The organism is Streptomyces sp. ICN903 (genome assembly GCF_022015835.1).
GTDB classification, from domain to species: Bacteria; Actinomycetota; Actinomycetes; order Streptomycetales; family Streptomycetaceae; genus Streptomyces; species Streptomyces fenghuangensis.
In genome coordinates this window covers 1-25,566 of sequence record NZ_JAKMAY010000050.1, presented here as the reverse complement: position 1 = coordinate 25,566, position 25,566 = coordinate 1, and the positions used below count along the sequence as shown (strand labels likewise).

Genomic DNA, 25,566 nt, shown 5'->3' with positions numbered 1-25,566 from the left:
CCCCCGCTCCCCCCTCCCCGGACTCCTCCGGGGCGTACCTCAGGTTTCCGCACCTCCACGGCGAACTGCTCTGCTTCACCGCCGAGGACGACCTGTGGATCGCCCCGCTCGCGCCCGGGGCCGCCCGGCCGCCGCGCGCCTGGCGCCTGACGGTGGACCGCACCCGCCTCGGGCACCCGCGCTTCTCCCCCGACGGCCGCCACATCGCGTACACGAACTGGCGCAGCCTGGACCCCGAGGTGCACCTGACGCCGGTCGACGGCGGGCCGTCGCGGCAGCTGACCTACTGGGGCGCGGTGGACACCCAGGTCCGCGGCTGGACGCCCGAGGGGGACATCCTGGCCGTGGCCTCGCACGGCCAGCCGTTCTCGCACTTCGCCTGGGCCTACCGGCTGCCGACCGGCGGCGGTCCGGGCGAGAAGCTGCCCTGGGGCCCGGTGTCGGACCTCGCCGTCGCCGACCTGGGCGGAAAGCGGCGCACCCTGCTGCTGACCGGCACCCCGCCGCACGAGCCGGCCGCCTGGAAGCGCTACCGCGGCGGCGCGATGGGACGGCTGTGGCTGGAGGGCGAGCGCCTGGTGCCCGAGCTGTACGGGCACCTGGACTGCCCGATGATCGTCGGCGGCCGGATCGCGTTCCTCTCCGACCACGAGGGGGTGGGCAACCTCTACTCCTGCCTGCCCGACGGCACCGACCTGCGCCGCCACACCGACCACGCCGACTTCTACGCCCGCCACGCCTCCACCGACGGCGAGCGCGTGGTGTACCAGTGCGCGGGCGAGCTGTGGCTGGTGGACGACTTCTCGCCGCACGCGAAGCCGCGCCGGCTGCCGGTGCGGCTGGCGGGGCCGCGCGCCGGGCGCCGGGTCTACCAGGTGTCGGCCGCGGGCCATGTGAGCTCCCTGGCCGTGGACACCACCGGGCGCGCCAGCGCGGTGGGGGTGCGCGGCAGCCTGTACTGGCTCACCCACCGCGACGGCCCGGCGCGGGTGATCGCCGACACCCCGGGGGTGCGGGTGCGGCTGCCGGAGATGCTCGGCTCCACCGGCCGGATCGCCTACGTCACCGACGCCGAGGGCGAGGACGCGGTGGAGATCGCCGACCTGCCGCGGGCCACCGGTGCCCGCGAGCCGGTGCGGCTGGCCGCGGGGCGGCTGGGGCGGGTGCACGAGCTGATCGCCTCTCCGGACGGCGCCACCCTGGCCGTCGCCTCGCACGACGGGCGGCTGCTGCTGGTGGACGCCGGGGAGGGGAACGAGGGCGGAGGCGGTGGGGCCGCCGGAGCCGGAGCGACCGGGACCGAAGCCGCCGGGACCACCGGGGCCACCGGGACCTCTGGGCCCTCCGGGGCCGCGGCAGTCTCCGGTGTCGCCGAGCTGGTCCGCTCCGTCAACGGTCCCGTCCGCCACCTCGCCTTCTCCCCCGACTCCCAGTGGCTGGCCTGGGCCCACCCCGGCACCGACGGCGCGCTCACCCGCATCCGGATCGCCCGGCTGTCCGACCGCACCATCCTGGACGTCACCGAGGGCCGCTTCGAGGACGAGCAGCCCGTCTTCACCCGCGACGGCCGCTATCTCGCCTTCCTCTCCTGGCGCGGCTTCGACCCGGTGTACGACGTGCACACCGGCGACCTGTCCTTCCCGCTGGGCTGCCGCCCGTACCTGGTACCGCTGTCCTCGGCCACGCCCTCGCCGTTCGCCCTCTCCCCCGAGGGCCGCCCGGCGGCCGGCGGCCTGGACCCGGACGCCCTCGGCGAGGCTGCCGGGGAGGAGGGGACGGTGCTGGTGGAGGCAGAGGGGCTGGCCAGCCGCGTCACGCCCTTCCCCGTGGCGGCCTCGAAGTACTCCTCGCTCCACCCGGTCAGCGGCGGCGGGCTGGTCTGGCTGCGCTGGCCGATCTCCGGGGCGCTGGGCGAGACCTTCGCCAACCCGGCCGACACCTCCGGCCGCCCCACCCTGGAGCACTTCGACCTGGTCAAGGCCAAGCGCACCGAACTGACCAGCGACATCGACTGGTTCGCGGTCAGCGGCGACGGCACCCGCCTGGTGGTCAACGACGACGGCGACCTGCGGGCCGTCCCGGCGAGCGAGCACGCCGACGCCGACTCCATCACCCACCTCGACCTGCGCCGGATCCTGCACGACGCCGATCCGCGCGCCGAGTGGCGGCAGGCGTTCGACGAGGCGGGCCGGATCATGCGCTCGTACTTCTGGGATCCGGGCATGTCCGGCGTGGACTGGGACGCGATCCTGGACCAGTACCGCCCGCTGGTCGAACGGGTCGCCTCGCCGGACGAGTTCGCCGACCTGCTGCGCGAGACGGTGGGCGAGCTGGGCACCTCGCACGCGTACGTCTCGCCGGCCCGCCGCAACGAGGGCCCGGCCCACTACCAGCGGCCGATCGGGCTGCTGGGCGCCGACTTCGCCCGCGACGGGGAGGGCCGCTGGCGGGTGGAGCGCATCCTGCCGGGCGACTCCTCCGACTCACGGGCCCGCTCCCCGCTGGCCGGCTCCGGCATCCGCGAGGGCTCGGTGCTCACCCATGTCGACGGACGCCCGGTGGACCCGGACGCCGGCCCGTTCCCGCTGCTGGCCGCGGCCGGCGGCACCACCGTGGAGCTGGCCTTCCTCACCGCCGACCCCGGCGACGGCCCGGACGCCGCCCCGCGGCGCCCCCGCCGCGTCGCCGTCGTCCCCCTCATCGACGAGCGCCCGCTGCGCTACCAGGACTGGGTGAGCCGGCGGCGCGCGGTGGTGCGCAGGCTCAGCGACGGCCGGTGCGGCTATCTGCACATCCCGGACATGGGCGGCTCCGGCTGGGCGCAGTTCAACCGCGACCTGCGCATGGAGGTCTCCCGGCCCGCGCTGATCGTGGACGTGCGCGGCAACGCGGGCGGCCACATCAGCGAGCTGGTCGTCGAGGCGCTGACCCGCACCATCCTCGGCTGGGACCTGGTGCGCCACTCCCAGCCGGTCAGCTACGCCTCCAACGCCCCGCGCGGCCCGATAGTGGCCCTGGCCGACGAGGCCACCGCCTCCGACGGCGACATGATCACCGCCGCGTTCCGGCTGCTGGGCATCGGCCCGGTGGTCGGCGCCCGTACCTGGGGCGGGGTGGTCGGCATGACCGGGCGCCACCGGCTCGGCGACGGCACGGTCATCACCGTGCCGATGAACGCGGCGTGGTTCGACGAGTACAAGTGGTCGGTGGAGAACCACGGGGTGGAGCCCGACATCGAGGTGCTGCGCACCCCGACGGACTGGGCCGAGGACCACCACCCGATGCTGGAGACGGCCGTGCGCACCGCGCTGGACCTGCTGGAGCGCCATCCGGCCGCCGCCCCGCCCGGCTACGACGACGTCCCCGACCGCAGCCGTCCCCCGCTGCCGCCGAGGCCCTGAGCCGCTCGATGTGCGAGGCGCCCGCGGGCGTGTCAGCCTGGTGGTGACCCGACCGTCCCGACGAGTTCCGGGAGTGCGCATGGGCAAGTCGGACAAGCACTCGGACGACTTCGACGAGATCAGGAACAGGCGCCAGACGGCGCAGGGCGGGTCCCGCGGGGGCGGATCCCGTGAGGGCGGATCCCGTGAGGGCGATGACCGCTCCCGGCGGCCGAGGACCCGCGACCGCGAGCAGGAGGACTGGAAACTCCACCCCCACGAGGACAGCCCCGCGGAGTGGGACGAGGAGGACAGGCCGAACGCCTAGTCGCGCGGACAGCGGCCGTTCGCGCCCGGGCCCGGCGGGCGGGTGCCCGCCGGGCCCGGGCGCTCAGCCGCGCGGGCGGACGTGCAGGTCCAGACCGCTCGTCCCCGGCGCCTCCACGCCCGGCAGCAGCCGCATGCCGCGGTCGTAGTCGCCGCCGGTCAGCGACCGGTACGGGACCGGCTCGTCCGTGAAGAGCCGGTCGAGCCGCCGCCCGTACTCCCGCTTCGCCGCCTCGAACCGCTCCCGGGGCAGGACGTTCGCGTCGTACACCGCGAACGGTTCGAGCGGCGCCATGCCGGTGAACCAGAACAGGCCGTGCTGGAACGGGTGGAGGAGATCCGTCAGCCGCCCGTGCACGCCGCGGTCGGAGAAGGACGACCTCGGGGCGCCGGCCGTCACCGACATCAGCGCCCGCCGTCCCGCCAGGGCGCCCTCGCTGTAGGGCGGGGGAAGGCCGGGGCCGTGGGCGAACCCGCGGACGAACACCCGGTCCATCCAGCCCTTCAGGATCGCGGGCACCGAGAACCACCACAGCGGGAACTGCAGGACCACCGCGTCCGCCCAGCGCACCTTCTCCTGCTCGGCGGCGATGTCGGGGGACAGCCGCCCCGTCCGGGCGGCCTCCTCCGAGGCGGCCAGCAGGTCCAGCCGCCGGTCGGCGGGGTGGTCGGGGAAGTCGTCGGCGTCCACCGCCGCCCTCCACTTCATCGCGTAGAGGTCGGAGATCCGCACCTCGTGCCCCGCCCCGCGCAGGTGCCCGGCCGCGAAGGCGGTCAGGGAGGCGGTGAGGGAGCGGGGTTCGGGGTGGGCGCCGACGATGAGGATCTTCTTGCTCTGCTGCGGTACGGCTTCGGTCATGCCGCCACACTCCTCCGGGCGCGTCCGGGCAGCCAGTACCCGCTTCGACCGGCGGAACGGCGGTCCTGGTACCGCGAGGGCCACCCATACTGGGCGCATGGACGGCGGGAACCTCATCGACGGGACCGGCAGGGCCGACAGGGCCGGAGACACCGACGGGACCGGTGGGATCGACGGAATCGACGGGATCGGCGACACCCGGAGGGCGCTCGGCGCCTTCCTGCGCGCCCGCCGGGGACGCGTCACACCGGAGCAGGTCGGCCTCCCCGGCGGCCGCCGGCGGCGGGTGCGCGGGCTGCGCCGCGAGGAGCTGGCCCAGCTCGCCGGGATCAGCGTGGACTACTACGTACGCCTCGAACAGGGCCGGGCCACCCAGCCCTCCCCCGAGGTGCTCGGCGCGCTCGCCAAGGCGCTCGGCCTCGACGCGGCGGAGCGCAGGCACCTCGACACCCTGACCGCGGGCCGGCACGGGCCCGCGCCCCGTACCCGGGTCAGTCCCCTGCTGCGGCGGATCCTGGACTCCATGGCCCACCTGCCGGCCTTCGTGACGAACCACCGCACCGACGTGGTGGCGTGGAACGAGCCGGGCGCCGAACTGATCGGCGGTCTGGGCGGTCCCGGCCGCAGCGAGCGGAACCAGGCCCGGTACCTCTTCCTGGATCCCGTCTCCTCCCGGGCCGTCTTCCCCGACTGGGAGGACAGGGCGGTGGAGGCCGTGGGGCAGTTGCGGGTCGCCACGGGACGCTATCCCGAGGACCGGGAACTCGCCTCGCTCCTCGCCGAACTGTCCGCCCACAGCTCAGAGTTCCGGCGGATCTGGGCCACCGGGGAGGTCGTGATGTGCACGGCGGGGCGCAAACGGCTGCGGCACCCGACGGCCGGGCTGCTCACCCTGGACTACGAGACCCTGCACATACCGGCCGCCCCCGGCGAGACCGGCCTGGTGCTGCACGTGTTCGGCGCCGGGGAGGACGGCCGGGCGGGGGCGGCCGGGTCGTGACGGGGCTCCTTCCACCCGCCCCGCGGGTTCACCCGGTTCCGGACGGAGGCCGCGCGGCGCCCCGGCCCGGGTCCCCGGGCGGGCCGGGTCTCCGACGGGACCGGGTGACCGCCGTCGCGGCACGGCGGACGGCGGCGACGGTGGGCCTGTCGCGGTTCCGCGCGAACCAGGCCACCGCCGAGGCCGACGGGGGCAGGTCGGTGACGTCCACGCAGCGCACCCCGGGCCGGGGGAAGAAGTCCCGTGCGGCCGCGGGCAGGAAGCCCATGACGCCTCCCCGGGTGACGGCGTACGGCGACCGCGCCCGCTTCCGTCCCCGAGCGGCCTTCCGCGCGCTCAGCCCTCCGTGCGCTCCTTCTCGTCCGCCGCGCCGCCCGCGCCGACCAGGCCGCGGGGGCCGCCGCCGGAGGCGGCCAGGCGGGGTGCGAAGTGCCTCATCTCGCGCTGGCCGACCCGGCCGATGATCCCCGGCAGGTAGCCGCGGACCGACTGCATGCCGCGCAGCCACCACTGCCCGTAGACGTGGAACGAGCGCCGCTCGATGCCCGCGACGATCCGGTCCACCGCCGGGCCCAGCGGGTAGGTCCTGTTGGTCGGCCAGGGCAGCCGGCCGCGCAGGTCGCGCAGCACCTCGTCCTGGTCGGCGCCGCGCACCATGTCGGTGTCGGTCCAGCTCAGGTAGCCGACGCCGACGCGCACGCCCTGGTAGCCGACCTCCGCGCGCAGACTGTGGGCGAAGGCCTCCACACCCGACTTGGAGGTGCAGTACGCCGTCATCATCGGGGCCGGGGTGAGGGCGGCGAGCGAGGCGATCTGGAGCAGGTAGCCGCGCGACTCGATCAGGGCGGGCAGGAAGGCGCGGGCGGTGGTGGCGCTGCCCAGCAGGTTGACCTCGATGACCCGGCGCCAGGCGGTCTCGTCGGAGTCGGTGAAGGGGCCGCCGGTGGCCACACCGGCGTTGGCGACGACGATGTCGACCGCGCCGAAGCGCTCGCGCACCTCCCGTGCCACCCGGGACATGGCCTCGTGGTCGGTGACGTCGGCGTGCCAGTGCGCGGAGTCCGTCGGCAGCGTCTCGCCGACCTTCCTCAGCTCGTCCGGCTCCAGCCCGACCAGCGCGAGCCGCGCGCCGCGCGCCGCCAGCTTGCGGGCGAGGAGTTCGCCCACGCCCCGGGCCGCGCCCGTCACCACCGCCACCTGGCCCTGGAGGTCCCTGCGTGCCATTACGCGCTCTCCTTCCCGGCCGGCACCCCGGCCGGCGGTGTGTTCTGCCCCGCGTCGTGCGCCGTGTCCGCCAGGTGGTCGCGCACCAGCGCGGCCACCGCGCCGGCGACGGCGCCGGGGTCCTCCAGGGGCGTCATGTGCCCCAGGCCGGGCAGTTCGGTCAGTCCGGTGCAGTCCGGCAGCGCCTCGGCGATGCGGCGGGAGAGCACCGGCGGGGTGAGCCGGTCCTTCTCGCCGGTGATGATGCCGACGGGCAGGTCCAGGGCGGCGAGGTTGGCGTCCAGGTCCAGCACCGCCAGGACCTTCCGGGCCCAGGAGGCGCGTACGGAGCGCGGGCAGGCGTGGACGATGCGGGCGCACGCCCGCATCTGCTCCTTCGTCGCGCCGGGGCCCATCGTGGCGTACCGCAGGACGCGCATGCCCAGCGGCGTGACCGGGCCCAGCGGCAGGCTGGAGCCGAGGACGGCCTTCTGGATCCGGTAGCGCGGTCTGCCCGCTCTCAGCGGCGCGACGGTGGACTCGTCCAGCAGCCGGGAGCTGCCGGTGTTGCACAGCAGCGCGGCGGCGACGCGCTCGCGCACCTGCGGGCGCCCGGCGGCGGCCATGACCGTCATGCCGCCCATGGAGTGCCCGGCGACGACCGCCCGGGATCCGGCCGCCTCCAGGACGGCGCACAGGTCGTCGGCGAGGGCGTCGGTGCTGTAGCCGTCGGGGCCGACGGCCGGGGAGCGGCCGTGGCCGCGCTGGTCGTAGACGAACACCCGGTGGTCGTCGGCCAGCCGACGGACCACGGGGCCCCAGAAGGCGGTCGAGCAGGTCCAGCCGTGCACCAGGACGACCGTTGGCCCGTCCTCGCGGCCGTGCTCCTCGACGTGCAGCCGGGAGCCGTCGGCGGAGGTCACGGTCAGCTCGCGGCGCGGGGTGGGCGGGGCGTACGGCCCGTCCGTCGTTCGGGGTCCACGGCTCATCGGGTCGCCTCCGCCTTCCGCTGTCCGCTGCGGGCCGGGGCCCGCAGCACCTCGTACTCGGCCAGGTCCACGTTCCTGGTCACCTTCCTGAACTCGCCGGTCGTGCCCGGCCACACGGTGGTGTTGCGGCCGTTGGCGTCCAGATACCAGCTGTCGCAGCCGCCGGTGTTCCACACGGTGCGCGTCATCCGCCGCTGGACGTGGTCGGTCCACGAGCGCACGGCCTCGGGGCGGGCGTCGAGCGCGGCCCGGCCGGCCGATCCGGCGGTGAGCGTCTCCAGCTGCCGGAGGTAGTCGACCATGTAGTTCAGCTGCGCCTCGATCATGAGGATCATCGAGCTGTTGCCGAGGCCGGTGTTGGGCCCGATGACGGTCATGAAGTTGGGGAAGCCCGTGGCCGTGGAGCCGCGCAGCGCCTCCATGCCGTCCTTCCAGGCCTCGGCCAGCGTGATGCCCTGCGCGCCGGTGATCCGCTGGGCGACCGGCATGTCGGTGACGTGGAAGCCGGTGCCGAAGATCACAGCGTCCACCTCGGTCCCGGTGCCGTCGGCGGCCACCAGGGTGTTGCCGCGCACCTCCTTCAGGCCGGAGGCGACCACGTCCACGTTGGGCTTGACCAGGGCCGGGTAGTAGGTGTTGGACAGCAGGATGCGCTTGCAGCCGATGCGGTAGTCGGGGGTCAGCTTGGCCCGCAGCACCGGGTCCTTGACGACCTTGGTCATGTGGTGCCTGGCGAGCTTCTCCACCAGGCCGAGCTGTGCGGGGTGCTTGGTGAAGGCGCCGACCTGGAACTCCCTGATCAGCCAGAGCATCTGGCGGCGCAGCGCGCGTGTGGGGGGCACCTTGGCGTGCAGCCAGCGCTCGGCTCGGGTGATTTCCCGGTCCATGCGCGGCATGACCCACGGCGGGGTGCGCTGGAAGAGGGTGAGTCTGTCCACCAGCGGCTGGATCGAGGGGACGATCTGGATGGCGGACGCACCGGTGCCGATCATGGCGACGCGCTTGCCGCGCAGGTCGTAGTCGTGGTCCCACTGGGCGGAGTGGAAGACCTTGCCGGTGAAGCCGTCCAGGCCGGGGATGTCGGGGATCTTGGGGTCGGAGAGCGGGCCGGTGGCCGAGACGAGCATGTCGGCGGTCAGGGCGCCGCGGGCGGTCTCGATCTCCCAGTGCAGCGCCTCGGTGTCCCAGCGGGCGCTCAGCACCTCGGAGTCGAAGCGGATGTGGGGGCGCAGTCCGAAGGTGTCGGCGACCTTCTCCAGATAGGCGCGGATGTGCTCCTGCCCGGAGAAGTTCCGCGGCCAGTCGGGGTTGGGCGCGAAAGAGAACGAGTAGAGGTGGGAGGGCACGTCGCAGGCGCACCCGGGGTAGCTGTTGTCGCGCCAGGTGCCGCCCACGGAGTCGCGGCGCTCCAGTACGGCGAAGTCCGTGATGCCCGCGCGGCGCAGTCGTACGGCGGCGCCCAGGCCTCCGAATCCCGACCCGATCACCGCCACCCGTACGTGTTCGTGTCCGGCCATGCCGCCTCCCGACTCCGGTGTGTCCTGTTGCTGTCCTGTGTGGCCTCGCCCGTGAAACATGCCAGTGATCGCTGGCATGGTTGGAGAGTAGAGCAGGAACGTACCCATGGGTAGGGGTACGGCGAGGGAAAGTTACCGCCGGTTGCACCCCTGGCCCGGGCGTCCGGCCGCTCCCGCCGCATAGGCTCTCGGTGTGGCGGACAGAACATCGGCGGACAACGGACGGGCGGACGGCGCGGCGCACGCGCGGACCGGACCGGAGGACGACGGCACGGACCCGCCCGCCGAGTACCGCACGGCCGAACTCGCCAGGGCGGCCGGCATCACCGTGCGCACCCTGCGGTTCTACCGCGAGCGCCGGCTCCTCCCGCCGCCGCGCCGCGAGGGCCGCATCGCCTGGTACAACGAGCACCACCTCAACCGGCTGCGGACGATCTCCGCGCTGCTGGCCCGCGGCCACACCCTCGGCGGGATCGCCGACCTGATCGACGCCTTCGAGAAGGGCCGGGACGCGGGCGGCGCGGCCGAACTGCTCGGCCTGGAGAGCACGCTGGTCTCCCCCTGGTCGCAGGAGACCCCCGTCCGCCTCACCCCCGAGGACCTGGCCGCCCACTTCCCCGACGAGGTCACCTCCGACAACCTCGCCACCGCCCTGGACCTGGGCTACGTCGCCGTCGACGGCGACGAGGTCGTCCACGTCAGCCGCCGCCTGCTCGACGCCTCCACCGCCCTGGTGGGCGAGGGCATCCCGCTGGGGGCCGTGCTGGAGGCCGGGCGCGTGGTGCGCGAGCACGCCGACGCCGTCGCCGACCTGTTCACCAACCTCGTCCGCGCCCATCTGTTCACCGGCGTCCGCGAGCTCTCCCCCGACGACCTGCGGCGCCTGTCGGACGTGATGGACCGGCTGCGCCCGCTGGCCGAGCAGGTGGTCGACGTCGAACTGGCGCTGGCCATGGACCGCCGCGTCCGCGCGGAGCTGGAGAGCTGGTCGCGGCCGGACGAGCCGGACGGGCCGGACGGGCCGGACGGGGAGCCGAGGCCGGAACCGGAGCCGGGCGGGGAACCCGGAGGACCGAGGCCAACCGGGCGGTCGCGGAGCCGGCCCGGCGGCTGACCGGCGCGCGGCCCTTCCGCCGCGCCGTGCCCGTGAAGCCCATGTATGACCGCCGCCCCCACGGCAACCCGTACCTCGATGGTGCACACACAGTCCGGGTCCACGACGCGTTCCGACCGACCCTCCCCCACGACCCGCGCCATGCGCGCGGTGCGGGCCGAGGTCTCCTGGGGCGCCCGCTCCCTGCGCCGAGCCTGGCAGGGGCCGGGCCGGGAGCGCGACGTCGTCGTCCAGTCCCTCAAGGCCGCGCTCGCCGCCGTCCTGGCCTGGCTGGCCGCCGCCTGGCTGCTGCCCGACGCCTTCGCCCTGATGGCGCCCTGGGTGGCGGTGGTCCTGGTGCAGGCCACCGTCTACCGCTCGGTGTGGCAGGGGCTCCAGCAGACGATGGCGATCACCGTCGGCACGGTGCTGGCCGCGGCCCTGGTCATCCCCCTCGGCCATCCGGTGCTGGTGATGATCCTCGTCCTGCCCGTCACCACCCTGCTGGGCAACTGGCCTCGCTTCGGCGCCCAGGGCATCTACGCCTCCACCGCCGCCCTGTTCACCCTCGTCCCCGGCGAGGCCACGCTCGACTCGGCCGTCTCCCGCGTGCTGGCCGCCCTGCTGGGCACAGCCGTCGGCGTCGGCGTCAACGCGCTCGTCCTGCCGCCCGTCCATCTGCGCAGCGCGCGCGACGCGGTGGACTCCGCCGTCCGCGAGGCGCGGGAGATCGTGACCGAGGTCGCGGACGGCCTGGACGAGCCCTGGGAGTACGACCGCATCCGCGCCTGGTACGACCGGGCCCGCCGGCTGCCCCGGCTGATCCGCGGCGTGGAGTCCGCGGTCGGCTGGAGCCGCGAGAGCATGCGCCTCAACCCCGAGAGCCGCCGACGCGCCGAGGCCGCGCGGCTGACGGCGGCGTACGAGGAGACGCTGGCCACCCTGGAGGACGTCGCCGAACGCCTCACCGCCTTGACCCGCACCCTGCTGGAGGCCGCCGACGAGAGCGACGGCGTGCCCCGGCCCGACCACGAGGTCACCCGCCCGTACGCCGGTTTCCTCCAGCGGGTGGCCGACGCGCTGGGCGCCTACGGGCGCACCGTCACCGGCGACGACCCCGAGACGGCCCGCCGCGAACTGCACGAGGCCGTCGGGGAGATCCGCGTCGAGCAGGACCGGCTCCGCGCCGAGCTCCCCCGGCACGCCACCGCCGTACCCGAAGGGCTGGCGGTGCTGGGCCCCCTCCTGGCGGAGTCCCGCCGGCTGGCCGCCGGCCTCCTGCCGGGCGGGCGCGGCGAGGGAAGCGGGGACGGAGACGGCGGCGGGGACGGGGACGGCGGCGCCTCCGGCCGTCAGGGCGCGTAGACGGCCGTCACCGGCGCGTGGTCGCTCCACCGGCCCGCGTGGTCGGCCGCGCGCTCCACGTACGCCTTCACCGCCCGCCGCGCCAACGGCTCGGTGGCGACGTGAAGGTCGATCCGCCACCCCGCGTCGTTGTCGAAGGCCCGGCCCCGGTAGGACCACCACGAGTACGGCCCGTCCTGGTCCGGATGGAGGCGGCGGACGACGTCGGCGTAGCCCGCCTCGTCGAAGACCCGGCCGAGCCAGGCGCGCTCCTCGGGCAGGAAGCCGGAGTTCTTCCGGTTGGCCTTCCAGTTCCTGATGTCGGCCTCCTGGTGGGCGATGTTCCAGTCGCCGCAGACCAGGACCTCGCGGCCGGCCGCGGCGGCGCGCTCGCGCAGCCCGGCCAGGTAGGGCAGGAAGGCCGCCATGAAGCGCTCCTTCTCCTCCTGCCTCTCGGTGCCGACCTCGCCCGAGGGCAGGTAGAGGCTGGCGACGGTCAGACCCGGCAGGTCCACCTCCAGATAGCGGCCGGAGTCCGTGAACTCGCTCACTTCGAAACCCACCCGTACGTCCTCGGGCGCACGCCGGGTGAGCACCGCCACGCCCGCCCGCCCCTTGGCGGCGGCCGGGGCGTAGACCGCGTGCCAGCCCTCCGGATCGCGTACCTCGCCGGGGAGTTGCTCCGGCTCGGCGCGCACCTCCTGCAGGCACACCACATCCGCGTCGGTGGCGGCCAGCCACTGGGTGTAGCCCTTCTTCGCCGCGGCGCGCAGCCCGTTCACATTGACCGTCGAAATCGTCAGCACCCCGGCACCTTACGATGCGGACATGCGCATCACGCCCGTCGCCTACGACCACCCCGACGCCGCGAAGCTCACCGATCTGGTGCAGCTGGAGTATGCCGAGCGCTACGGCGGCGAGGGCGATGTCACACCTCTGGAACCCGGGATGTTCTCGCCGCCGCGCGGCCTGTTCCTGATCGCGTACGACGAGCGGGACCGGCCCGTGGCCACCGGCGGCTGGCGGGCGATGGACGAGAACGGGGAGAACTACCGCGACGGCGACGCCGAACTCAAGCGGATGTTCGTGATCCGTGAGGCGCGGCGCCAGGGGCTGTCCCGCCGCATCCTGGCCCTGCTGGAGGAGGACGCGCGGGAGGCGGGGCGGCTGCGGATGGTGCTGGAGACCGGCACCATGCAGCCGGAGGCGATGGCGCTGTACGAGTCGAGCGGCTACACGCTCACCGAGAAGTTCGGGGTCTACCGCCACGAGCCGGGCAGCCGCTGCTACGCCAAGCCGCTGCGCTGAGCCTCCACACCGGAACTCCGCGCCGATCCCCCGTGCCCGCCCGCCCGCTCCTTGACCTCAAGCCCGCTTGAGGTTCTACGTTCGTCTGCGCAGGCCGGTGCCCGCCGGCCCGCGCGGAAGCACACCACGGGGAGGACGTACGGCCATGACGGACGCGGAGAACACCGGCGGGGGCGGCTCGGACCGGCGCTGGGACGGCGCGGAGCTGGACCTGGACGCCTATCTGGCCCGGATCGGCCACGACGGGAACCGCTCCCCGACCGAGGCGAACCTGCGTGCCCTGCACCGCGCGCACGTGCTGGGCATCCCCTTCGAGAACCTGGAGATCGTCCTGGGCCGGCCGGTCCCGCTCGGCCTGCCCGCCCTCCAGGACAAGATCGTGCGCCGGGCGCGCGGCGGCTACTGCTTCGAGCACGCCCGGCTCTTCGCCGCCGCCCTGGAGCGGCTGGGCTTCGGCGTCGGCGGCCTGACCTCGCGGGTGGGCATGGGCTCGGGCCGCGTGCGCCCCGCCACGCACGCCGTCCTGCGCGTGGAGACGGCCCAGACGGCGGACACCGGGCGGGTGTGGATCTGCGACGTCGGCTTCGGCGGCAGTCCGCTGGAGCCGGTCGAACTGGCCGACGGGGCGCGGACCTCCGGCAGCGGATGGGAGTTCCGGCTGGAGCGCACCGTCACGCCCCTGGGCACGACCGCGCAGGCCCGGGAGTGGGTGCTGCACGAGCGGCGCGGGGCCGGGGAGGAGTGGTGCGACCTGCACGCCTTCACCCTGAACCCGCAGTACGCGATCGACTGGGAGGTGGGCAACCACTACGTCTCCACCCATCCCCGCTCGCCGTTCGTGCGGCGCCCGATCGTCCAGCGCACCGGCCCGGACGTCCGCCAGGCGCTGTACGGCGCGACCTGGGTGACCACCGCTCGCGCGGACGGCTCGCGCCGGGTGCGGGAGCTGAAGCCGCGCGAGGTGCCCGAAGTGCTGCGGGACGTCTTCGGCGTCGGGCTGGACGCGGACGACGCCGAGGCGCTCGCCGGCATCGTGGAGCGCCTCCCCGCCGACAGCGGTCCGGCCGCCGTACCGGCCGGCTGAGGGCATGCGAAAGGGGGTGCGCCCGCCGGGTCCGGCGGGCGCACCCCCGTGTGTTTCGGGAGCGCGGTAGGTCAGGCCGCCGCGCCGCCCGTACCGTCCGCGCCGGCGCCCGCCGTGCGGCGGCGGCGCACGATCACCACGGCCGCGCCGCCCGCGGCCAGCAGGAGCAGGGCGAGGCCGCCCGCCGCCAGCACGGTCGTGCCGGTGGAGGCCAGGCTGCCGTCCGCGCTCCCGCCGCCGGAGGTCCCGGTGGAGCCGGTGGAGCCGCCGTCGCCCTCACCGCCGTCCTCGCCGCCGTTCCCGCCGTCGCCGTCTCCCTTGCCCTCGGAGCCGGAACCGGAGCCGCCGGTGCCACCCGTGCCGCCGGTGGAGTCGCCGTCCCCGGGGGTCTTCTCGTCGCCGGTGCCGTTGAGCACGATCCAGCCGTCGTCGTTGGCGGGGTTCCCCTCCCAGGGGTTGTCCCACTTGGGCATGTGGATCCGGCCCTTGGCGCCCTTGACCACCTTGTCGATCCGCAGCTCGAAGGCGAAGTCCTCCCGGCTGTCCTCCAGCATCGGGGTGCCGGCCCAGCACAGGTAGCTGTCGGGCTGCTCCACGCCCTCGATGTTGTGCGGGCCGCAGTCCCTGGGCGCCTTGGCCACCGTCGCGCCCTCGGGGATCTCCACGGTGAAGCCGAAGGGCTCGCCGCCCGCGCGCAGCGATCCGATCCAGCCCGGGCCGCGGTTGTGCATGGCGACGTCCACCGTCACCGTCTCGCCCTTCTTCCCCTTCACCCGGTCGCCGGTGAGGTCCAGGTCGTAGGTGTTCTTCCTCGGGAAGTCGAGCTCGGCGTACTGGACGTAGTCGCCGCCGCCCTTCGCCTGCCTGATCGTCAGCTCGGCGCCCTCGCCCTGGCGGTAGTCGCCGGCCGCGCGCAGCCGGTCGGCCTCCTCGGGGGAGAGCGCGGTGAAGCTGTAGGAGAAGATGTCGTTGAGCGCGAAGTCGGCGGTCCTCACCTTCACCGGCTCGCCGACCTCGTAGGAGATGCCCTTCTCGAAGGTGCCCTCGAAGGTGCACAGGGCGACGCGCCTCATCCGGATCAGGTTGTCCTCGTTCTCCACGGCGTACGCGCAGTTGCCGTACTCCTCGGGGAAGGACAGCCCGCGCGAGCCGGTGAACCGCAGGATGACGCCGTCGGCGTCCACACCGCCGACGTTGCGGAAGCCCAGCGGGGCCTCGAAGGTGTCGCCGGCGGCGAAGCCCTCGGGCTCGGTCAGCGTGCGCATGCGGAACTCGGGGCCGCCGACGAGGACGTCGATGCTGTGCTCGGTGAACTCCAGCCCCTCGCCCTCGCCGGTGACGGTGATGGTGCCGGTGTCCCCGGCCTCGCTCTGCGCGCCGGGCGCGAGGCCGATGTCCCAGTTCCGGTTGTACACGTCGCCCGCGTAGAGCTCGTACTCGGTGCAGACGGCCACCAGGCCGTCCGCGTCGCAGGGCAGGTCCACGTCCGCGACGCCCTCCAGGCCGGTCGCGTCGATGGTGACGGTGTACTCCCCCTGGTGGATGGGGGAGATGATGCCGTCCTCGTCGGGCTCGGTCTCGCCGGGCGCCTTGAGCCCGACCTCGATCTGGGCCTCTCCCTCGGCGGGCTCCCCCGCCTGGAGCGACAGGTCGAACGAGTCGGGCCCGGTGAAGGCCACCGGGATCGGCGCGGCGCCCCCGGGCTCCTCAGCGTTGGCCGTGCCGACGGCGCCCGCCGCCAGCATTCCGGCGACGGTCAGGCCGCCGACGGCCCGCTGCCACAGTCTGTGCCTCGAGTGGCGTCGCACTCTTCGCATCTCCTCGGTGGTCGGAAGTGTCCGGGCGCACACGGCGCGTACGCGATGCGCACGCTCCGCTCTCCGCGCCCGGGTTTCCCGACCACCGGGGCCCCGGATGGGTTGCCCACGGCGAGGTCACACCCCGGTCTCGTTTCGGTTACCCGCGGTACATCCCGTCGCCGCGCGCCGGCTTCCGCCGTGGTCGCGGTGGTCGCGGTGGCCGCGGTGGCCGCGGTGGCCGCGGTGGCCGCCGATATTCGCTGTCCCGCCGCCGTCCGCGCCGCTAGCGTTCCCGGAGTGACCGACACCGACGCGCCGCCCCGGCTGACCCGCCTCGCCTTCCACGGCCCCCTCTCCGGGGCGCGTGCCGACCGCATGGTGGCGCGCCTCGCCCGCAACCGCCCCGCCACCGTCCTCGACATCGGTTGCGGCTGGGGGGAGATGACGCTGCGCGTGCTCGAAGCGGTGCCCGGCTGCACGGGCACGGGCCTGGACATCGACGCCGAGGACCTGGAGCGCGGCCGCCGGAGCGCCGCGTCACGCGGGCTGGCCGACCGGATGGAGTTCGTCCGGGAGTCCGCCGAGCACACCGGGCGCGGCCCCGCCGACCTCGTCCTGTGCCTCGGGGCGAGCCAGGCCCTCACCTCCGTCGAACCGCCCCGTCACACCGCCCCCGCCCTCGCGGAGCTGCGCGGGCTGGTCTCCCCGGGAGGGCGCGTACTGCTCGGCGAGGGCTTCTGGCAGCGCACCCCCACCGCCGCCGAGCTGTCGGGCATGTGGCCGGGGGCGTCCGCCTCGGACCACCTCCCTCTCTCGGGTCTGGTGGACGCCGCAGTGGGCGCCGGGTTCCGGATCGAGTGGATCGAGACGGCGAACGAGGACGAGTGGGAGGAGTTCGAGTCGGGCTACCTGGCCGATGCCGAGGAGTGGCTGGCGAGCCACGGCGGCCATCCCTCGGCCGCCGGGGTCCGGGAACGTGTCGAGGGGCACCGGTCCGCCTGGCTGCACTACCGGGGTGTGCTGGGGCTGGCCTACCTCACGCTGATCCCCGCCGGCTGACCGGCGTCACTCCGGCCCGCTGCCCGTTCCGTCCCGCCCACCGTCCCGTCCGCCGCCCTGCCCGCCGCCCCGGCGTTCGGCGGCGATCTCGGCGGCGACGGCCTCCCACACGCGCGGGGGCGGCCGTACGGACGCGCTGTCGGCGGGGGCGGCGCGGCGGGCGGTGTCCGCCAGTTCCCGCAGGGCCGCCAGCTCCTCGCGGCAGGCGGCGCAGTGCTCCAGGTGCCGCTCGGCGGCACGGGTCTCCTGTTCGGAGGCCTCGCCGAAGGCGAGCGCGGCCGACAGGATGGGGTCGCAGTGGTCCACGCCGTCCTCCTCCTCGCCGTGCCGCCGCGGCGGCCTGTCGCCGGGCCGTACCGTGCCCGTCCGCCCGTCCGCCCGGCCCCGGTCGTCCGCCCGGCCCCGGTCGTCCCCGAGTCTCACTCCCCGGCGGGGACGGCGTACACCAGCAGGTTCTTCCGGTAACCGCCGCTCTCGCGGTCGTACGGGGGCGCGCAGGTGACCAGGGTCAGCACCGGCCGTCCGTCGCGCCGGAACACCTCGTCGGGGAGGCTGTCCTGGTCGACCACCTCACGGGCCGTCACCTCGTACCGCAGCGGCGGGGCGCCTTGGCGCTCGACGGTGATGTCGTCGCCCTCGCGGACGCCGTACAGCTTGGCGAAGGCGCCCAGGTCGCCGGTGCGGTCGTCGACGTGGCCGACGACCACGGCGGATCCGGCGGGCGCGCCCGGCGCCGGTCCGTAGCGGTACCAGCCGGCCTGCCCGGCGTCCTGGGGGATCTCCACCGTGCCGTCGTCCTCGACCCCGACGCCCTGGACGCGGGCTTCCAGGGAAAGCCGGGGGATGCTCAGGGACACCGGCTCGGGCGCGGGGGCGGACGTGTTCCCGGCACCGCCCGCGCCGTCCGCCTCGCTGTCGTGGACCTCGAACGGCGCCCCGGCCGCGGGCTCCTGGGCCCGCGGCCGGTCGCCGAAGTCCTGCGGCACCGCGGCTCCGGACGGCCGCAGCGACCAGGCCAGCAGAGCCGCCAGGACGGCGGCGACCACCGCGGCGGCCGTCACGGCCGCCGCGGAGGGCCGCCCACCCCCGATGAGGGCACGCATGGCCGTCAGTTGTCCCGGGCGTAGCGGCGGCGGGCGGCCAGCAGACCGGCGACCGCGACGGCGCCCGCGGTGCCCCAGGCCAGCCAGGCGGTGGCGGACTCGTTGTCCGCGGCCATCGCACCGCTCTCACCGGCGTCCACGCCGCCCGGCGCGGAGGCCATGCCGCCGATCGTCTGCGTCTTCAGCGCGAGGTTCTCGTCCTCGGCGCTGCCCCAGGCGTAGACGACGGTGTTGGCGCCCTCGCCGAGTTCCAGGTCGGCGGGGCCGATGGCCACCGTCTCGGTGCCGGCGAGGACCACGTCGGCGCTGACCGTGCCGGCGGGCACCTCCAGCGACTTCTCGTTGGGGTTGGTCAGGCCCTCGATGACCGGTTCCCCGCCGGCGCGGACGTCCACGGCCGGAGCGGCGGCCACGTGGCGGACGGTCAGCCGGGACTGTCCGGCCGGGACCTTGGAGGTGTCGTTGACGAAGGCGGTGAGGACCGGGTCGCCGTCGGCGTTCAGGTGCGCGGCGAGCGTGGCGTTCGCGCCGGCCGGGACCTCGACGCTCTTCTGGATGGCGGGGTCGCCGTCGGGGCCCTCGCCGTCCGCGAAGACCTCGATGTCGTAGGTGCCCGGGTCCAGTGCCTGAGGTTCGGTCAGGGTACCGGGCTCGAAGTCGGGGAGCAGCTCGTTTCCGTTGGCGTAGACGTCGACGGTCAGGCCGGGGACGCCGTGGAAGACCGAGACCGATGCCTTCTCGCCCTGTGTGTGGTTGTCCGCGGAGGCGGGGACGGCCACGGCCAGGGACAGTGCGCACGCACCGGCGGTGACGCAGACGATCTTCCTGCTGCGCGAGTTCATCATCGGGATTTCCCTTCGTGGGAGCCCCGCTCAGGTGCGGGACTTCACCCTCTCTTCCGGACTGCCGGCCCTTTCGGATGCACTTCACGACGGATTCCATGGAATTGACTGCCCGTCGCCCGCTGTGGGGGGTTGGCCGGCCGGCGTGCCGCTACGCCCTGCCTCGGGCGCTTTCACGGTGGTTGTCACGGTTCGGAGCGGGCCGGTCCGGGCCGGCGCCCCGTGCGCCCCGTGCTCCGAGGGCCTCGGGGGCGGGGCCCGGTGCGCCGATCCCCGCTGCCGCCAGGCGGCGCCTGCGCTCCTCCTCGGCGGCGGCCTGTTCGGGGTGGCGCCTGAGCCAGTATGGGTTGTCGTGCGGCAGTCCGCCACTTATCCGCCCATACATCCCGAATGTGCCGATGACCAGGCCCATCAGGAAGCTGAAGATGACGTTGGGCATACGGAACGCCAGGATGTTGGCGGACGTCTCCAGCAGGGCGAGGTTGGCGAAGCCGCTGAGGATGAACAGCGCGCCGACCGTCATGTTGAGCGTGGAGGCGAAGTTGCCGCCGATGACCGCGCCTGCGATCAGGAGCGTTCCGACCGTCACCGAGACCATGCTCAGCAGGCCGTTGCCGGACAGCCCGGCTGTCTCGGAGCCGGTGGTGTCGAAGAAGTCGAGCCGGTTGGCGAACCCGAGAACTCCGAAGACCAGCAGGATGGCGCCGCTGACGGCGGCTCCGTAGCGGTAGACACCGGCCAGCTGGTGGTCGATGGGCAGTTCGTCCCGGATGTTCATGGTCGATCGTCTCCTCGCGGGAGTTCGCGGAGGGTCACGGGGTGTACCGGACGGCGTCCATCCGCCGGCGCAGCCGCAGCAGCCCCCTGCGGGCGTGCGCCTTGACCGTGCCCAGGGGCAGGCCGGTGCGGCGGGCTGTCTCGGCGTGGGTGAGGTCCTCGTAGAAGGCCAGGAAGAGCACCCGGCGCTGGGGCGCGGACAGCTCGGCCAGCGCGCGGGCGACCAGGATGCGGTCCAGGACCTCGTCCGGATGGGGTCCGGCCGCGGCGGGTGGGAACGTGGAGCCCGCCGCGGCCGGCTCGCGGCACCGGGCGCGGGCGGCCAGCGCGTCGGCCGCCACCTTGCGGGTGATGCCGACGAGCCAGCCCGGCAGCGTGCCGCGCTCGGGCCGGTAGGTGTCCCGGCCGCGCCAGGCGGCCAGGAAGACCTGCTGGGTGGCGTCCTCCGCGTCCTGGCGGTCGCCCAGGACGCGGGCGGACAGGGTGTGGACGAGCGCGCCCCAGCGTTCGAAGAGTTCGGCCAGGGCCCATTCCTCGCCGCGCACCAGGGCGCGGGCCACCTCCTCCTCGGAGGCGGCCGCACCCCCGGGGGCCGGCCGGCGCGACCGCGTGAGCATGTCCGGGCGAGGGACCGTACTCGGGGCCGCCACCCGGGCCGTCGCAAGCGTCATGGCTTCGCTCCTCCCGTCGGGCGCGGGGTGCGCTTCGGTGGTTCCACGGTGGAGCGCATGACGAACGGCAGCAAGTCGCATCGTTTCTGCGTCGACTACCCTGGACGCATGGCGGGTGCTCCGGAAACCGATGACCGCACGCCCGGGCAGGCGGGGCTCAGCACCGGCGCCGTCGCCCGGCGACTGGGCGTCGCGCCCACCACCCTGCGCTCGTGGGACCGGCGGTACGGGCTGGGGCCGAGCGTCCGGGAGGACGGCCGTCACCGGCGGTGGTCGCCGCGGGACATCGCGGTACTGGAGGCCATGTGCCGTCTGACCGCCTCCGGCGTGCCCCCGGCGGAGGCCGCTCGCCAGGCGCGCGCCGCCGCCTCGCCCGGCCCGGCGGCCCCCACGCCCGTACAGCCCGCGCCCGGGGAACCCGCCGTCACCGCGGAACCCGCACCCCCTGCGGAACCGGCCGAACCGGACGAACCGGCCTCCTCCGCACCGGCCCGCGCGGGCGGCGGCAACACCCTGCCCGTGGGCAGCAGTGTGAGCCGGGAGTGCCGGGGCCTGGCCCGCGCGGCCGTACGCCTGGACGCCCCCGCCCTCGACGACCTGCTGGACCGGGCGATCGCCGCGCACGGCGTGGCCGGCGCCTGGGAGGAGGTGATCATGCCCACCCTGCGGGCGGCGGGCCGCAAGTGGGTCACCTCGGGCGAGCGCTACGTGGAGGTGGAGCACCTGCTGTCCTGGCACGTCTCCTCGGCCCTGCGCCGCGTGGCGGCCCGGCCGCTGCCCGCGTCCGCCGCCTCGCCCGCACCCTCCGCACCGGTGCTGCTGGCCTGTGCGCCCGACGAGACCCACACCCTCCCGCTGGAGGTCCTGGCCGCCGCGCTGGCCGAACACGGCGTCGGCATCCGGATGTTCGGCGCCTCCGTCCCGGCCGGGGCGATGGAGGAGGCGGTGCGCCGCACCGGACCGTCCGCCGTCGTCCTGTGGTCCCAGACCCGCCGTACCGCCGATCCCGCCCTGGTCCGCCGGGTACGCGCCACCGCCTGGGGCGTGCGGGGCGCCCGCGTGCGCCCTGCCGTACTGGTCGCCGGGCCGGGCTGGCGGGGGCTGCGCCTGCCGGGCATCGCCCGCCCCCGCGGCCTGCGCGACGCCCTGGACCTGCTGACCGCATCCGCCGGCGACCACCGGGCCTGAGCGCCGCTCCCACCCTCCGTGACGACCGGCACCACGGGAGGGGGATGGAGAGGGGGAGCGGAAGGCCGGCCGTGGGATCCCTCGGGGCGTCGTTCCGCCCGTCCCACCGCTGTCGCCGCCGCGGACGGCGACAGCCCTGCCGGAAGGGGGCCGAACACATCGCCTTCATACCCCCCTAGGGTATATAGTCCACTGGTGTGGGGACCAGCCGACGAACCACACTGGACGGGAACAGGGGATGAGAGCCATGGAGCACGACACCCACCGCACCGATGCCACGCACCACCCGGCCGCCCACGAGGACGACCACGCCTCCCGCGCACCCGGCGCGTCCTGGTCGACGGCCGTGAAGGCGACACTGCACTGCCTGACCGGATGCGTCGTCGGCGAGATCCTCGGCATGGCCATCGGCACCGCCCTGCTGTGGGGCAACGTGCCCACCATGGCCCTGGCGATCACGCTGGCGTTCCTCTTCGGCTACTCCTTCACGCTGTTCGCGGTCCTCCGGACCGGCCTGGGCCTCAGGAGCGCGATCAAGGTCGCGCTGGCCGCCGACACCGTCTCCATCTCCGTGATGGAACTCGTCGACAACGCGATCATCGCCCTCACCCCGGGCGCGATGGACGCCCACCTGTCGGACGGGCTGTTCTGGTCCGCGCTGCTGGGCGGATTCGCGGTCGCCTTCCTGATCACCACACCCGTGAACAAGTGGATGATCGGCCGCGGCAAGGGCCACGCCGTCGTCCACGCCTACCACTGAGCCGAACCGCACGTGCCCGGAGCGCCCCGTGCCGACGGGCGGCTCCAGCCGTCCGTCGGCACGACGACCGAAGGGGACACCGTGGCACCACAGCCCGAGCACGAGACCCGCACCGCTCTCCCGCCCGCGCTCGAATCGATGACCCTGCTGGTCGCGGCCGTCATCGTCCACGACCGGGACGCCGGCCGCGTCGTCCTCCTCCAGCGCGGGCCACGGGCCAAGTTCGCACAGGGGATGTGGGACCTGCCCACCGGCAAGAGCGACCCCGGCGAGCCCGTCACCGAGACCGCCGTACGCGAACTCCGCGAGGAGACCGGCCTGGTGGTGAAGGCCGAGCACCTGCGTCTGGCCCATGTCGTCCACGGGGGCTGGGGCGTCGAGTCCCCGAACGGCTACCTCACCGTCGTCTTCGCCGCCCACGAGTGGTCCGGCGAGCCCGGGAACCGCGAACCGGGCAAGCACTCCCAGGTCCGCTGGGTTCCCGTCGACGCCCTCCCGGAGAACTTCGTCCCCTCCAGCGGCGGCGCCCTGCGCGGCTACCTCACCGGCGGTCCGCAGCTCTCCCTGGTCCGCTGGGACAGCTGAGCGCCCGGACTCCACCTGCCGGAAACCGGTCGGCGCCCTTCCCGAGACCCGGGACCGGGAAGGGCACCGACGTCATGGCCCGCGGCCGGACCGCCTGCCCTGCCTCAGCCCCGGTGGGCGGCCTGGAGGAGCAGGACCATGGCGACGGCCGAGACCGTGACCAGGAGGGTGGTCCACGTACACGACTCCAGACGCCCGCGGCGCCCGCGACATCCGCGATGGGACATCACCGGCCCGCCCCCTTCCACCCCGTGCCGCCGAACAGCGGTTGCGGGCCGGCCGGTTCGGCGATGCGGTGGGCGTGGACGGCGAGGTTGCCGTCCACGTACGACCAGCCCTGCCCGGTGTCGGCCCGCTCGCGGACGCGGGCGGGGTCGTGGAAGACCGACGGGGCCAGGCAGCCGCGCATCCCGCGCAGCATCACCGGCACGTCCCGGCCGATCAGCACCCCGTAGGACACGCTCGGGAACAGCCGGTCCAGCTCCCCGTCGGGGCGGGCCACCCAGCACAGCCGGTACCAGCCCTCCTCACCGGGTGGCGGCGCGGGCTCGGGCACCGCCCTCCCCTCCCGCCCCGGATGGCAGGAGCAGGCGCACGCCAGGTGACGCACTCCGGGTGCGCCGCTCTCCCCCGGCTCGGCATCGGCGCACTCGCCGTGCACTCCGATCGCACAGCGCACGGAGACGTACTCCGCCTCCTCCTCCGCGCCCGTTCCCGCCCCGCTCACAGGCCGCCTCCGGTCACGGTCCAGCCGGGCACCGGGACGGGCCGGGCGCGGACGCCGTGCGTCTGGAGGTGGATGTTCCGCGTGTCGAGGTCCAGCCCCACCGTCGCCATCCACAGCACCCGCCGACGCCGCCGGCGCACCGACCGCTCGTGCGCCGTCCAGTACGGCCGGACGGGTGCCACGTCCGACGCCTCCCCGCAGCCGCGCGGAGCCTGCCGTACGGGCTCCGTCTCCACGGCCGGGCAGGCCGCGCTCCCGCCGTCCCGGAGGGTGCGCACCGAGGCCGCCCGGCGCTGCGGCGCCCGCCCCCTCCGGCGCCTCCCGGTGGCCGGAAACAACAGCGTCAGTGCCCACAGAAGGGCAGGGCTCAGGGCCCAGCCCAGGAAACGCGCGATAGTGTTCCGCACGTCATCAACTCCCTAGAAGTTGGTGGCCATGCCCCGGGACGGCGCCCACCGTCGCCGGGGTTTCTGTTTGCTTATACAACCACTCTAGTCCACTACATACAACTTCATACAGTTGCGTTCACTTCCCCAGAGCGCTCCGCCGCGCCCCACTGCATACCTTCATCGCATGGAGAAAATCGACCCCGGACGTCCGGAATACGTGTATGTACAGGTGGCCAACGCCATCGAGCGGAAGATCAGCAGCGGACAGCTCCGGGCCGGGGCTCGCCTGCCCGGTGAGCTCGATCTGGCTGAGCAGTACGGCGTAGCCGCAGGCACGATTCGACGCGCTCTCGTCGAACTCCGGGAGCGCGGACTCGTGGTGACGCTCCCCGCGAAGGGAACGTACGTGACGCAAACTCCGCCCGCCGACAAGGACGGCGAGTAACGGACCAGAAGCCGTCACCCCCCAGCGGCACCGTCCGCCGAACCCGCCTCACCGGGAAGCCGCACTCCCGCCCACCCGTCCGCGCCCTGCGGGGCTGACCGCCTCCGCCCTGGGTGTGGCGACAGAGGTGTGCCGGACATTGACGGGAAGACGTGGACGCCTCGTCAGACCTTCTCGACTCGCACAGGGTGGTCTGCGAGGAGTTGCCGCATGTCGTCGGCGTCGGAGGTGAAGACGGTCACTTGGGCACCCTGCGCGGCCTCCTGCCCGGCCACAGCCGCCAGAACCGCGTCGATGGCGTACTTGCGCCCGTGCAGGCCGGCCGCCTTCAGCGTGTCGCGCGCCGTCACGATCACCCGGTCGTCCGTGTGGGCGACGCGGATCCGGGACAGCGTCCAGTTCCACGCCGAGAAGTGGCTCCGTCTGCTCCGCCCCGGCATACGCCTTGAGGCCGCGCCCGGCTCCGAGGACGCCGTTGGCCGCCTCGGCGGCCTCCCCCGGCCCGCACGTCGGGCATCGGCATCTCGTGTTGTCCGTGCTCCCCGACCTCGTCATGGGAGAGGTCTCGTAAGGGGAGACGCCGTCGGGCCTGCTCGGCTCAGTTCCGGGTGTCTTCGGCCTGCCGGTGACCCAGCAGTTCCTCAAGTTGCGCGACCCGGGCCTGCAGATCCTTCAGCTCCTGGTCCAGGCGTGGTGAGACGAAACGGCCGAACCGTGAGACCTTCGACCCACCGGGGCGGGGTTCACCACCCGGAGCGTGGGTGAGGCCGAGCGCCGTGGTCATCCGCCTGAACAGGGAAGGTTTCGATGCCTTCACGCGCGACAACCTAGCAGGACGGACGAGATCGGCGGGGCCGCTCAACCCGGATACCCCGCCGCCGGGCTTCACAGGCCGGTGAGTACGGAAAACGAAGAAGAAGCCCCTCCCGGATACTGGGAGGGGCTTCTTGCTGCCGTGTGGACCTGAGGGGATTTGAACCCCTGACCCCCTCGATGCGAACGAGGTGCGCTACCGGACTGCGCTACAGGCCCTTGCAACGGGTGAAACCCTAGCATCCCCATGCCCGTGCGCGGAAATCCGTTCCCGCGCTGGTCACGGTGGGCGGGACGACGGGGG

General features: G+C 74.3%; 29 protein-coding genes and 1 tRNA gene. 12 read left to right on the top strand and 18 right to left on the bottom strand.

The annotated features are described in order from the left end of the window. Together L7D48_RS07895 and L7D48_RS07890 are read left to right on the top strand one after the other, a co-directional pair. The coding region (locus L7D48_RS07895) for a S41 family peptidase (protein WP_237878244.1) at window positions 1-3,401 on the top strand (3,401 nt) is incomplete at its 5' end. 79 nt (window positions 3,402-3,480) lie between these two features. After that, a complete protein-coding gene (locus tag L7D48_RS07890) occupies window positions 3,481-3,708 on the top strand; it encodes a hypothetical protein (RefSeq protein WP_237878243.1) in 228 nt (75 codons plus the stop codon). A 63-nt stretch (window positions 3,709-3,771) separates the two neighbouring features. Here L7D48_RS07890 and L7D48_RS07885 read toward each other — a convergent pair whose 3' ends face one another. Then, entirely contained in the window at window positions 3,772-4,566 is a 795-nt protein-coding gene (locus tag L7D48_RS07885; RefSeq protein WP_237878242.1) for an NAD(P)H-dependent oxidoreductase, read from the bottom strand. 97 nt (window positions 4,567-4,663) lie between these two features. Between L7D48_RS07885 and L7D48_RS07880 the strand changes: the two genes are divergently transcribed. Beyond that, window positions 4,664-5,566, top strand: coding sequence for a helix-turn-helix transcriptional regulator (locus tag L7D48_RS07880; RefSeq protein WP_237878241.1), 903 nt, complete (start codon window positions 4,664-4,666; stop codon window positions 5,564-5,566). A 28-nt stretch (window positions 5,567-5,594) separates the two neighbouring features. Here the strand turns inward: L7D48_RS07880 and L7D48_RS07875 are convergent, their stop codons facing one another. The 4 genes from L7D48_RS07875 to L7D48_RS07860 form a co-directional block, all read right to left on the bottom strand. Next, window positions 5,595-5,834 carry a hypothetical protein gene (locus L7D48_RS07875; protein WP_308312252.1) on the bottom strand — a complete coding sequence of 80 codons (240 nt, stop codon included), beginning with the start codon at window positions 5,832-5,834 and terminating at the stop codon, window positions 5,595-5,597. 68 nt (window positions 5,835-5,902) lie between these two features. Beyond that, a complete protein-coding gene (locus L7D48_RS07870; RefSeq protein ID WP_237878240.1) occupies window positions 5,903-6,790 on the bottom strand; it encodes an SDR family oxidoreductase in 888 nt (295 codons plus the stop codon). Next, a complete protein-coding gene (locus L7D48_RS07865) occupies window positions 6,790-7,758 on the bottom strand; it encodes an alpha/beta fold hydrolase (RefSeq protein WP_237878239.1) in 969 nt (322 codons plus the stop codon). The genes L7D48_RS07870 and L7D48_RS07865 overlap by 1 nt, the downstream gene beginning before the upstream one ends. Continuing rightward, a complete protein-coding gene (locus L7D48_RS07860; protein ID WP_237878238.1) occupies window positions 7,755-9,275 on the bottom strand; it encodes an NAD(P)/FAD-dependent oxidoreductase in 1,521 nt (506 codons plus the stop codon). The genes L7D48_RS07865 and L7D48_RS07860 overlap by 4 nt, the downstream gene beginning before the upstream one ends. A 193-nt stretch (window positions 9,276-9,468) precedes the next feature. Here L7D48_RS07860 and L7D48_RS07855 point away from each other — a divergent pair, with 193 nt between their 5' ends. Both L7D48_RS07855 and L7D48_RS07850 read left to right on the top strand, forming a co-directional pair. Next, window positions 9,469-10,389: a MerR family transcriptional regulator gene (locus L7D48_RS07855; RefSeq protein WP_308312251.1), complete on the top strand. Its 921-nt coding sequence runs from the start codon at window positions 9,469-9,471 to the stop codon at window positions 10,387-10,389. Window positions 10,390-10,530: 141 nt separating this feature from the next. Continuing rightward, window positions 10,531-11,733: an aromatic acid exporter family protein gene (locus L7D48_RS07850; protein WP_237878237.1), complete on the top strand. Its 1,203-nt coding sequence runs from the start codon at window positions 10,531-10,533 to the stop codon at window positions 11,731-11,733. Here the strand turns inward: L7D48_RS07850 and L7D48_RS07845 are convergent. After that, window positions 11,721-12,518: an exodeoxyribonuclease III gene (locus L7D48_RS07845; RefSeq protein ID WP_237878236.1), complete on the bottom strand. Its 798-nt coding sequence runs from the start codon at window positions 12,516-12,518 to the stop codon at window positions 11,721-11,723. The genes L7D48_RS07850 and L7D48_RS07845 overlap by 13 nt on opposite strands. A 22-nt stretch (window positions 12,519-12,540) precedes the next feature. On the opposite strand from L7D48_RS07845, the gene L7D48_RS07840 reads away from it, so the two are divergent. Both L7D48_RS07840 and L7D48_RS07835 read left to right on the top strand, forming a co-directional pair. Further along, window positions 12,541-13,020 (top strand): GNAT family N-acetyltransferase, encoded by a 480-nt coding sequence (locus L7D48_RS07840; protein WP_237878235.1) that lies wholly within the window; start codon window positions 12,541-12,543, stop codon window positions 13,018-13,020. A 145-nt stretch (window positions 13,021-13,165) separates the two neighbouring features. After that, window positions 13,166-14,104: an arylamine N-acetyltransferase gene (locus tag L7D48_RS07835; RefSeq protein WP_237878234.1), complete on the top strand. Its 939-nt coding sequence runs from the start codon at window positions 13,166-13,168 to the stop codon at window positions 14,102-14,104. A gap of 71 nt (window positions 14,105-14,175) precedes the next feature. On the opposite strand, the gene L7D48_RS07830 is transcribed toward L7D48_RS07835, so the two are convergent. Then, the gene (locus L7D48_RS07830) at window positions 14,176-15,921 is read right to left on the bottom strand and encodes a hypothetical protein (protein WP_374491639.1); all 1,746 of its coding nucleotides are present in this window, start codon (window positions 15,919-15,921) and stop codon (window positions 14,176-14,178) included. A 279-nt stretch (window positions 15,922-16,200) separates the two neighbouring features. Between L7D48_RS07830 and L7D48_RS07825 the strand changes: the two genes are divergently transcribed. After that, window positions 16,201-16,962, top strand: coding sequence for a cyclopropane-fatty-acyl-phospholipid synthase family protein (locus tag L7D48_RS07825; protein ID WP_237878232.1), 762 nt, complete (start codon window positions 16,201-16,203; stop codon window positions 16,960-16,962). Between the two features lie 6 nt (window positions 16,963-16,968). Here the strand turns inward: L7D48_RS07825 and L7D48_RS07820 are convergent, their stop codons facing one another. The 5 genes from L7D48_RS07820 to L7D48_RS07800 form a co-directional block, all read right to left on the bottom strand. Then, a complete protein-coding gene (locus L7D48_RS07820; protein ID WP_237878231.1) occupies window positions 16,969-17,385 on the bottom strand; it encodes a zf-HC2 domain-containing protein in 417 nt (138 codons plus the stop codon). Continuing rightward, complete coding sequence (locus L7D48_RS07815; protein ID WP_237878230.1) at window positions 17,382-18,065, bottom strand: class F sortase; 684 nt, start codon at window positions 18,063-18,065, stop codon at window positions 17,382-17,384. Before L7D48_RS07815 ends, L7D48_RS07820 begins: the two co-directional genes overlap by 4 nt. Window positions 18,066-18,070: 5 nt before the next feature. Beyond that, on the bottom strand, window positions 18,071-18,910 hold the full coding sequence (locus L7D48_RS07810; protein ID WP_237878229.1) for a DUF4397 domain-containing protein: 840 nt from the start codon (window positions 18,908-18,910) through the stop codon (window positions 18,071-18,073). A gap of 148 nt (window positions 18,911-19,058) precedes the next feature. Further along, entirely contained in the window at window positions 19,059-19,685 is a 627-nt protein-coding gene (locus L7D48_RS07805; protein WP_237878228.1) for a DUF4383 domain-containing protein, read from the bottom strand. A gap of 34 nt (window positions 19,686-19,719) precedes the next feature. Continuing rightward, on the bottom strand, window positions 19,720-20,301 hold the full coding sequence (locus L7D48_RS07800) for a sigma-70 family RNA polymerase sigma factor (protein ID WP_237878227.1): 582 nt from the start codon (window positions 20,299-20,301) through the stop codon (window positions 19,720-19,722). A gap of 162 nt (window positions 20,302-20,463) precedes the next feature. On the opposite strand from L7D48_RS07800, the gene L7D48_RS07795 reads away from it, so the two are divergent. The 3 genes from L7D48_RS07795 (at window position 20,464) to L7D48_RS07785 (ending at window position 22,888) form a co-directional block, all read left to right on the top strand. Then, on the top strand, window positions 20,464-21,543 hold the full coding sequence (locus L7D48_RS07795; protein ID WP_237878245.1) for a MerR family transcriptional regulator: 1,080 nt from the start codon (window positions 20,464-20,466) through the stop codon (window positions 21,541-21,543). 247 nt (window positions 21,544-21,790) lie between these two features. Continuing rightward, window positions 21,791-22,303 (top strand): DUF4396 domain-containing protein, encoded by a 513-nt coding sequence (locus L7D48_RS07790; protein ID WP_374491649.1) that lies wholly within the window; start codon window positions 21,791-21,793, stop codon window positions 22,301-22,303. A 138-nt stretch (window positions 22,304-22,441) separates the two neighbouring features. Further along, the gene (locus tag L7D48_RS07785) at window positions 22,442-22,888 is read left to right on the top strand and encodes an NUDIX domain-containing protein (RefSeq protein WP_256462554.1); all 447 of its coding nucleotides are present in this window, start codon (window positions 22,442-22,444) and stop codon (window positions 22,886-22,888) included. A gap of 104 nt (window positions 22,889-22,992) precedes the next feature. Here the strand turns inward: L7D48_RS07785 and L7D48_RS29105 are convergent, their stop codons facing one another. From L7D48_RS29105 to L7D48_RS07775, 3 genes are read right to left on the bottom strand one after another with little or no spacing between them, the layout of a single operon-like run. After that, window positions 22,993-23,115 carry a hypothetical protein gene (locus L7D48_RS29105; protein WP_256462553.1) on the bottom strand — a complete coding sequence of 41 codons (123 nt, stop codon included), beginning with the start codon at window positions 23,113-23,115 and terminating at the stop codon, window positions 22,993-22,995. After that, window positions 23,115-23,615 carry a hypothetical protein gene (locus tag L7D48_RS07780; protein WP_237878224.1) on the bottom strand — a complete coding sequence of 167 codons (501 nt, stop codon included), beginning with the start codon at window positions 23,613-23,615 and terminating at the stop codon, window positions 23,115-23,117. Before L7D48_RS07780 ends, L7D48_RS29105 begins: the two co-directional genes overlap by 1 nt. Continuing rightward, window positions 23,612-24,022, bottom strand: a complete 411-nt coding sequence (locus L7D48_RS07775; protein WP_237878223.1) for a hypothetical protein — start codon at window positions 24,020-24,022, stop codon at window positions 23,612-23,614. The genes L7D48_RS07780 and L7D48_RS07775 overlap by 4 nt, the downstream gene beginning before the upstream one ends. 166 nt (window positions 24,023-24,188) lie before the next feature. Here L7D48_RS07775 and L7D48_RS07770 point away from each other — a divergent pair, with 166 nt between their 5' ends. Continuing rightward, window positions 24,189-24,449, top strand: coding sequence for a winged helix-turn-helix domain-containing protein (locus L7D48_RS07770; protein ID WP_237878222.1), 261 nt, complete (start codon window positions 24,189-24,191; stop codon window positions 24,447-24,449). A gap of 164 nt (window positions 24,450-24,613) precedes the next feature. On the opposite strand, the gene L7D48_RS07765 is transcribed toward L7D48_RS07770, so the two are convergent. From L7D48_RS07765 to L7D48_RS07755, 3 genes are all read right to left on the bottom strand, one after another. Continuing rightward, complete coding sequence (locus L7D48_RS07765; protein ID WP_237878221.1) at window positions 24,614-24,889, bottom strand: hypothetical protein; 276 nt, start codon at window positions 24,887-24,889, stop codon at window positions 24,614-24,616. Window positions 24,890-25,047: 158 nt separating this feature from the next. Continuing rightward, complete coding sequence (locus L7D48_RS07760) at window positions 25,048-25,266, bottom strand: hypothetical protein (RefSeq protein ID WP_237878220.1); 219 nt, start codon at window positions 25,264-25,266, stop codon at window positions 25,048-25,050. A 141-nt stretch (window positions 25,267-25,407) separates the two neighbouring features. Then, window positions 25,408-25,481, bottom strand: a tRNA-Ala gene (locus tag L7D48_RS07755). Between the last annotated feature and the right edge of the window lie 85 nt (window positions 25,482-25,566).

Excerpts from the sequence above, each read along its gene's own strand:
- L7D48_RS07890 (WP_237878243.1), top strand. The coding sequence starts at position 3,481 with ATGGGCAAGTCGGACAAGCACTCGGACGACTTCGACGAGATCAGGAAC.
- L7D48_RS07885 (WP_237878242.1), bottom strand. The coding sequence starts at position 4,566 with ATGACCGAAGCCGTACCGCAGCAGAGCAAGAAGATCCTCATCGTCGGC.
- L7D48_RS07880 (WP_237878241.1), top strand. The coding sequence starts at position 4,664 with ATGGACGGCGGGAACCTCATCGACGGGACCGGCAGGGCCGACAGGGCC.
- L7D48_RS07875 (WP_308312252.1), bottom strand. The coding sequence starts at position 5,834 with ATGGGCTTCCTGCCCGCGGCCGCACGGGACTTCTTCCCCCGGCCCGGG.
- L7D48_RS07870 (WP_237878240.1), bottom strand. The coding sequence starts at position 6,790 with ATGGCACGCAGGGACCTCCAGGGCCAGGTGGCGGTGGTGACGGGCGCG.
- L7D48_RS07865 (WP_237878239.1), bottom strand. The coding sequence starts at position 7,758 with ATGAGCCGTGGACCCCGAACGACGGACGGGCCGTACGCCCCGCCCACC.
- L7D48_RS07860 (WP_237878238.1), bottom strand. The coding sequence starts at position 9,275 with ATGGCCGGACACGAACACGTACGGGTGGCGGTGATCGGGTCGGGATTC.
- L7D48_RS07850 (WP_237878237.1), top strand. The coding sequence starts at position 10,531 with ATGCGCGCGGTGCGGGCCGAGGTCTCCTGGGGCGCCCGCTCCCTGCGC.
- L7D48_RS07840 (WP_237878235.1), top strand. The coding sequence starts at position 12,541 with ATGCGCATCACGCCCGTCGCCTACGACCACCCCGACGCCGCGAAGCTC.
- L7D48_RS07835 (WP_237878234.1), top strand. The coding sequence starts at position 13,166 with ATGACGGACGCGGAGAACACCGGCGGGGGCGGCTCGGACCGGCGCTGG.
- L7D48_RS07830 (WP_374491639.1), bottom strand. The coding sequence starts at position 15,921 with ATGCGAAGAGTGCGACGCCACTCGAGGCACAGACTGTGGCAGCGGGCC.
- L7D48_RS07815 (WP_237878230.1), bottom strand. The coding sequence starts at position 18,065 with ATGCGTGCCCTCATCGGGGGTGGGCGGCCCTCCGCGGCGGCCGTGACG.
- L7D48_RS07810 (WP_237878229.1), bottom strand. The coding sequence starts at position 18,910 with ATGATGAACTCGCGCAGCAGGAAGATCGTCTGCGTCACCGCCGGTGCG.
- L7D48_RS07805 (WP_237878228.1), bottom strand. The coding sequence starts at position 19,685 with ATGAACATCCGGGACGAACTGCCCATCGACCACCAGCTGGCCGGTGTC.
- L7D48_RS07800 (WP_237878227.1), bottom strand. The coding sequence starts at position 20,301 with ATGCTCACGCGGTCGCGCCGGCCGGCCCCCGGGGGTGCGGCCGCCTCC.
- L7D48_RS07795 (WP_237878245.1), top strand. The coding sequence starts at position 20,464 with ATGGCGGGTGCTCCGGAAACCGATGACCGCACGCCCGGGCAGGCGGGG.
- L7D48_RS07790 (WP_374491649.1), top strand. The coding sequence starts at position 21,791 with ATGGAGCACGACACCCACCGCACCGATGCCACGCACCACCCGGCCGCC.
- L7D48_RS07785 (WP_256462554.1), top strand. The coding sequence starts at position 22,442 with ATGACCCTGCTGGTCGCGGCCGTCATCGTCCACGACCGGGACGCCGGC.
- L7D48_RS29105 (WP_256462553.1), bottom strand. The coding sequence starts at position 23,115 with ATGTCCCATCGCGGATGTCGCGGGCGCCGCGGGCGTCTGGAGTCGTGT.
- L7D48_RS07770 (WP_237878222.1), top strand. The coding sequence starts at position 24,189 with ATGGAGAAAATCGACCCCGGACGTCCGGAATACGTGTATGTACAGGTG.
- L7D48_RS07765 (WP_237878221.1), bottom strand. The coding sequence starts at position 24,889 with ATGCCGGGGCGGAGCAGACGGAGCCACTTCTCGGCGTGGAACTGGACG.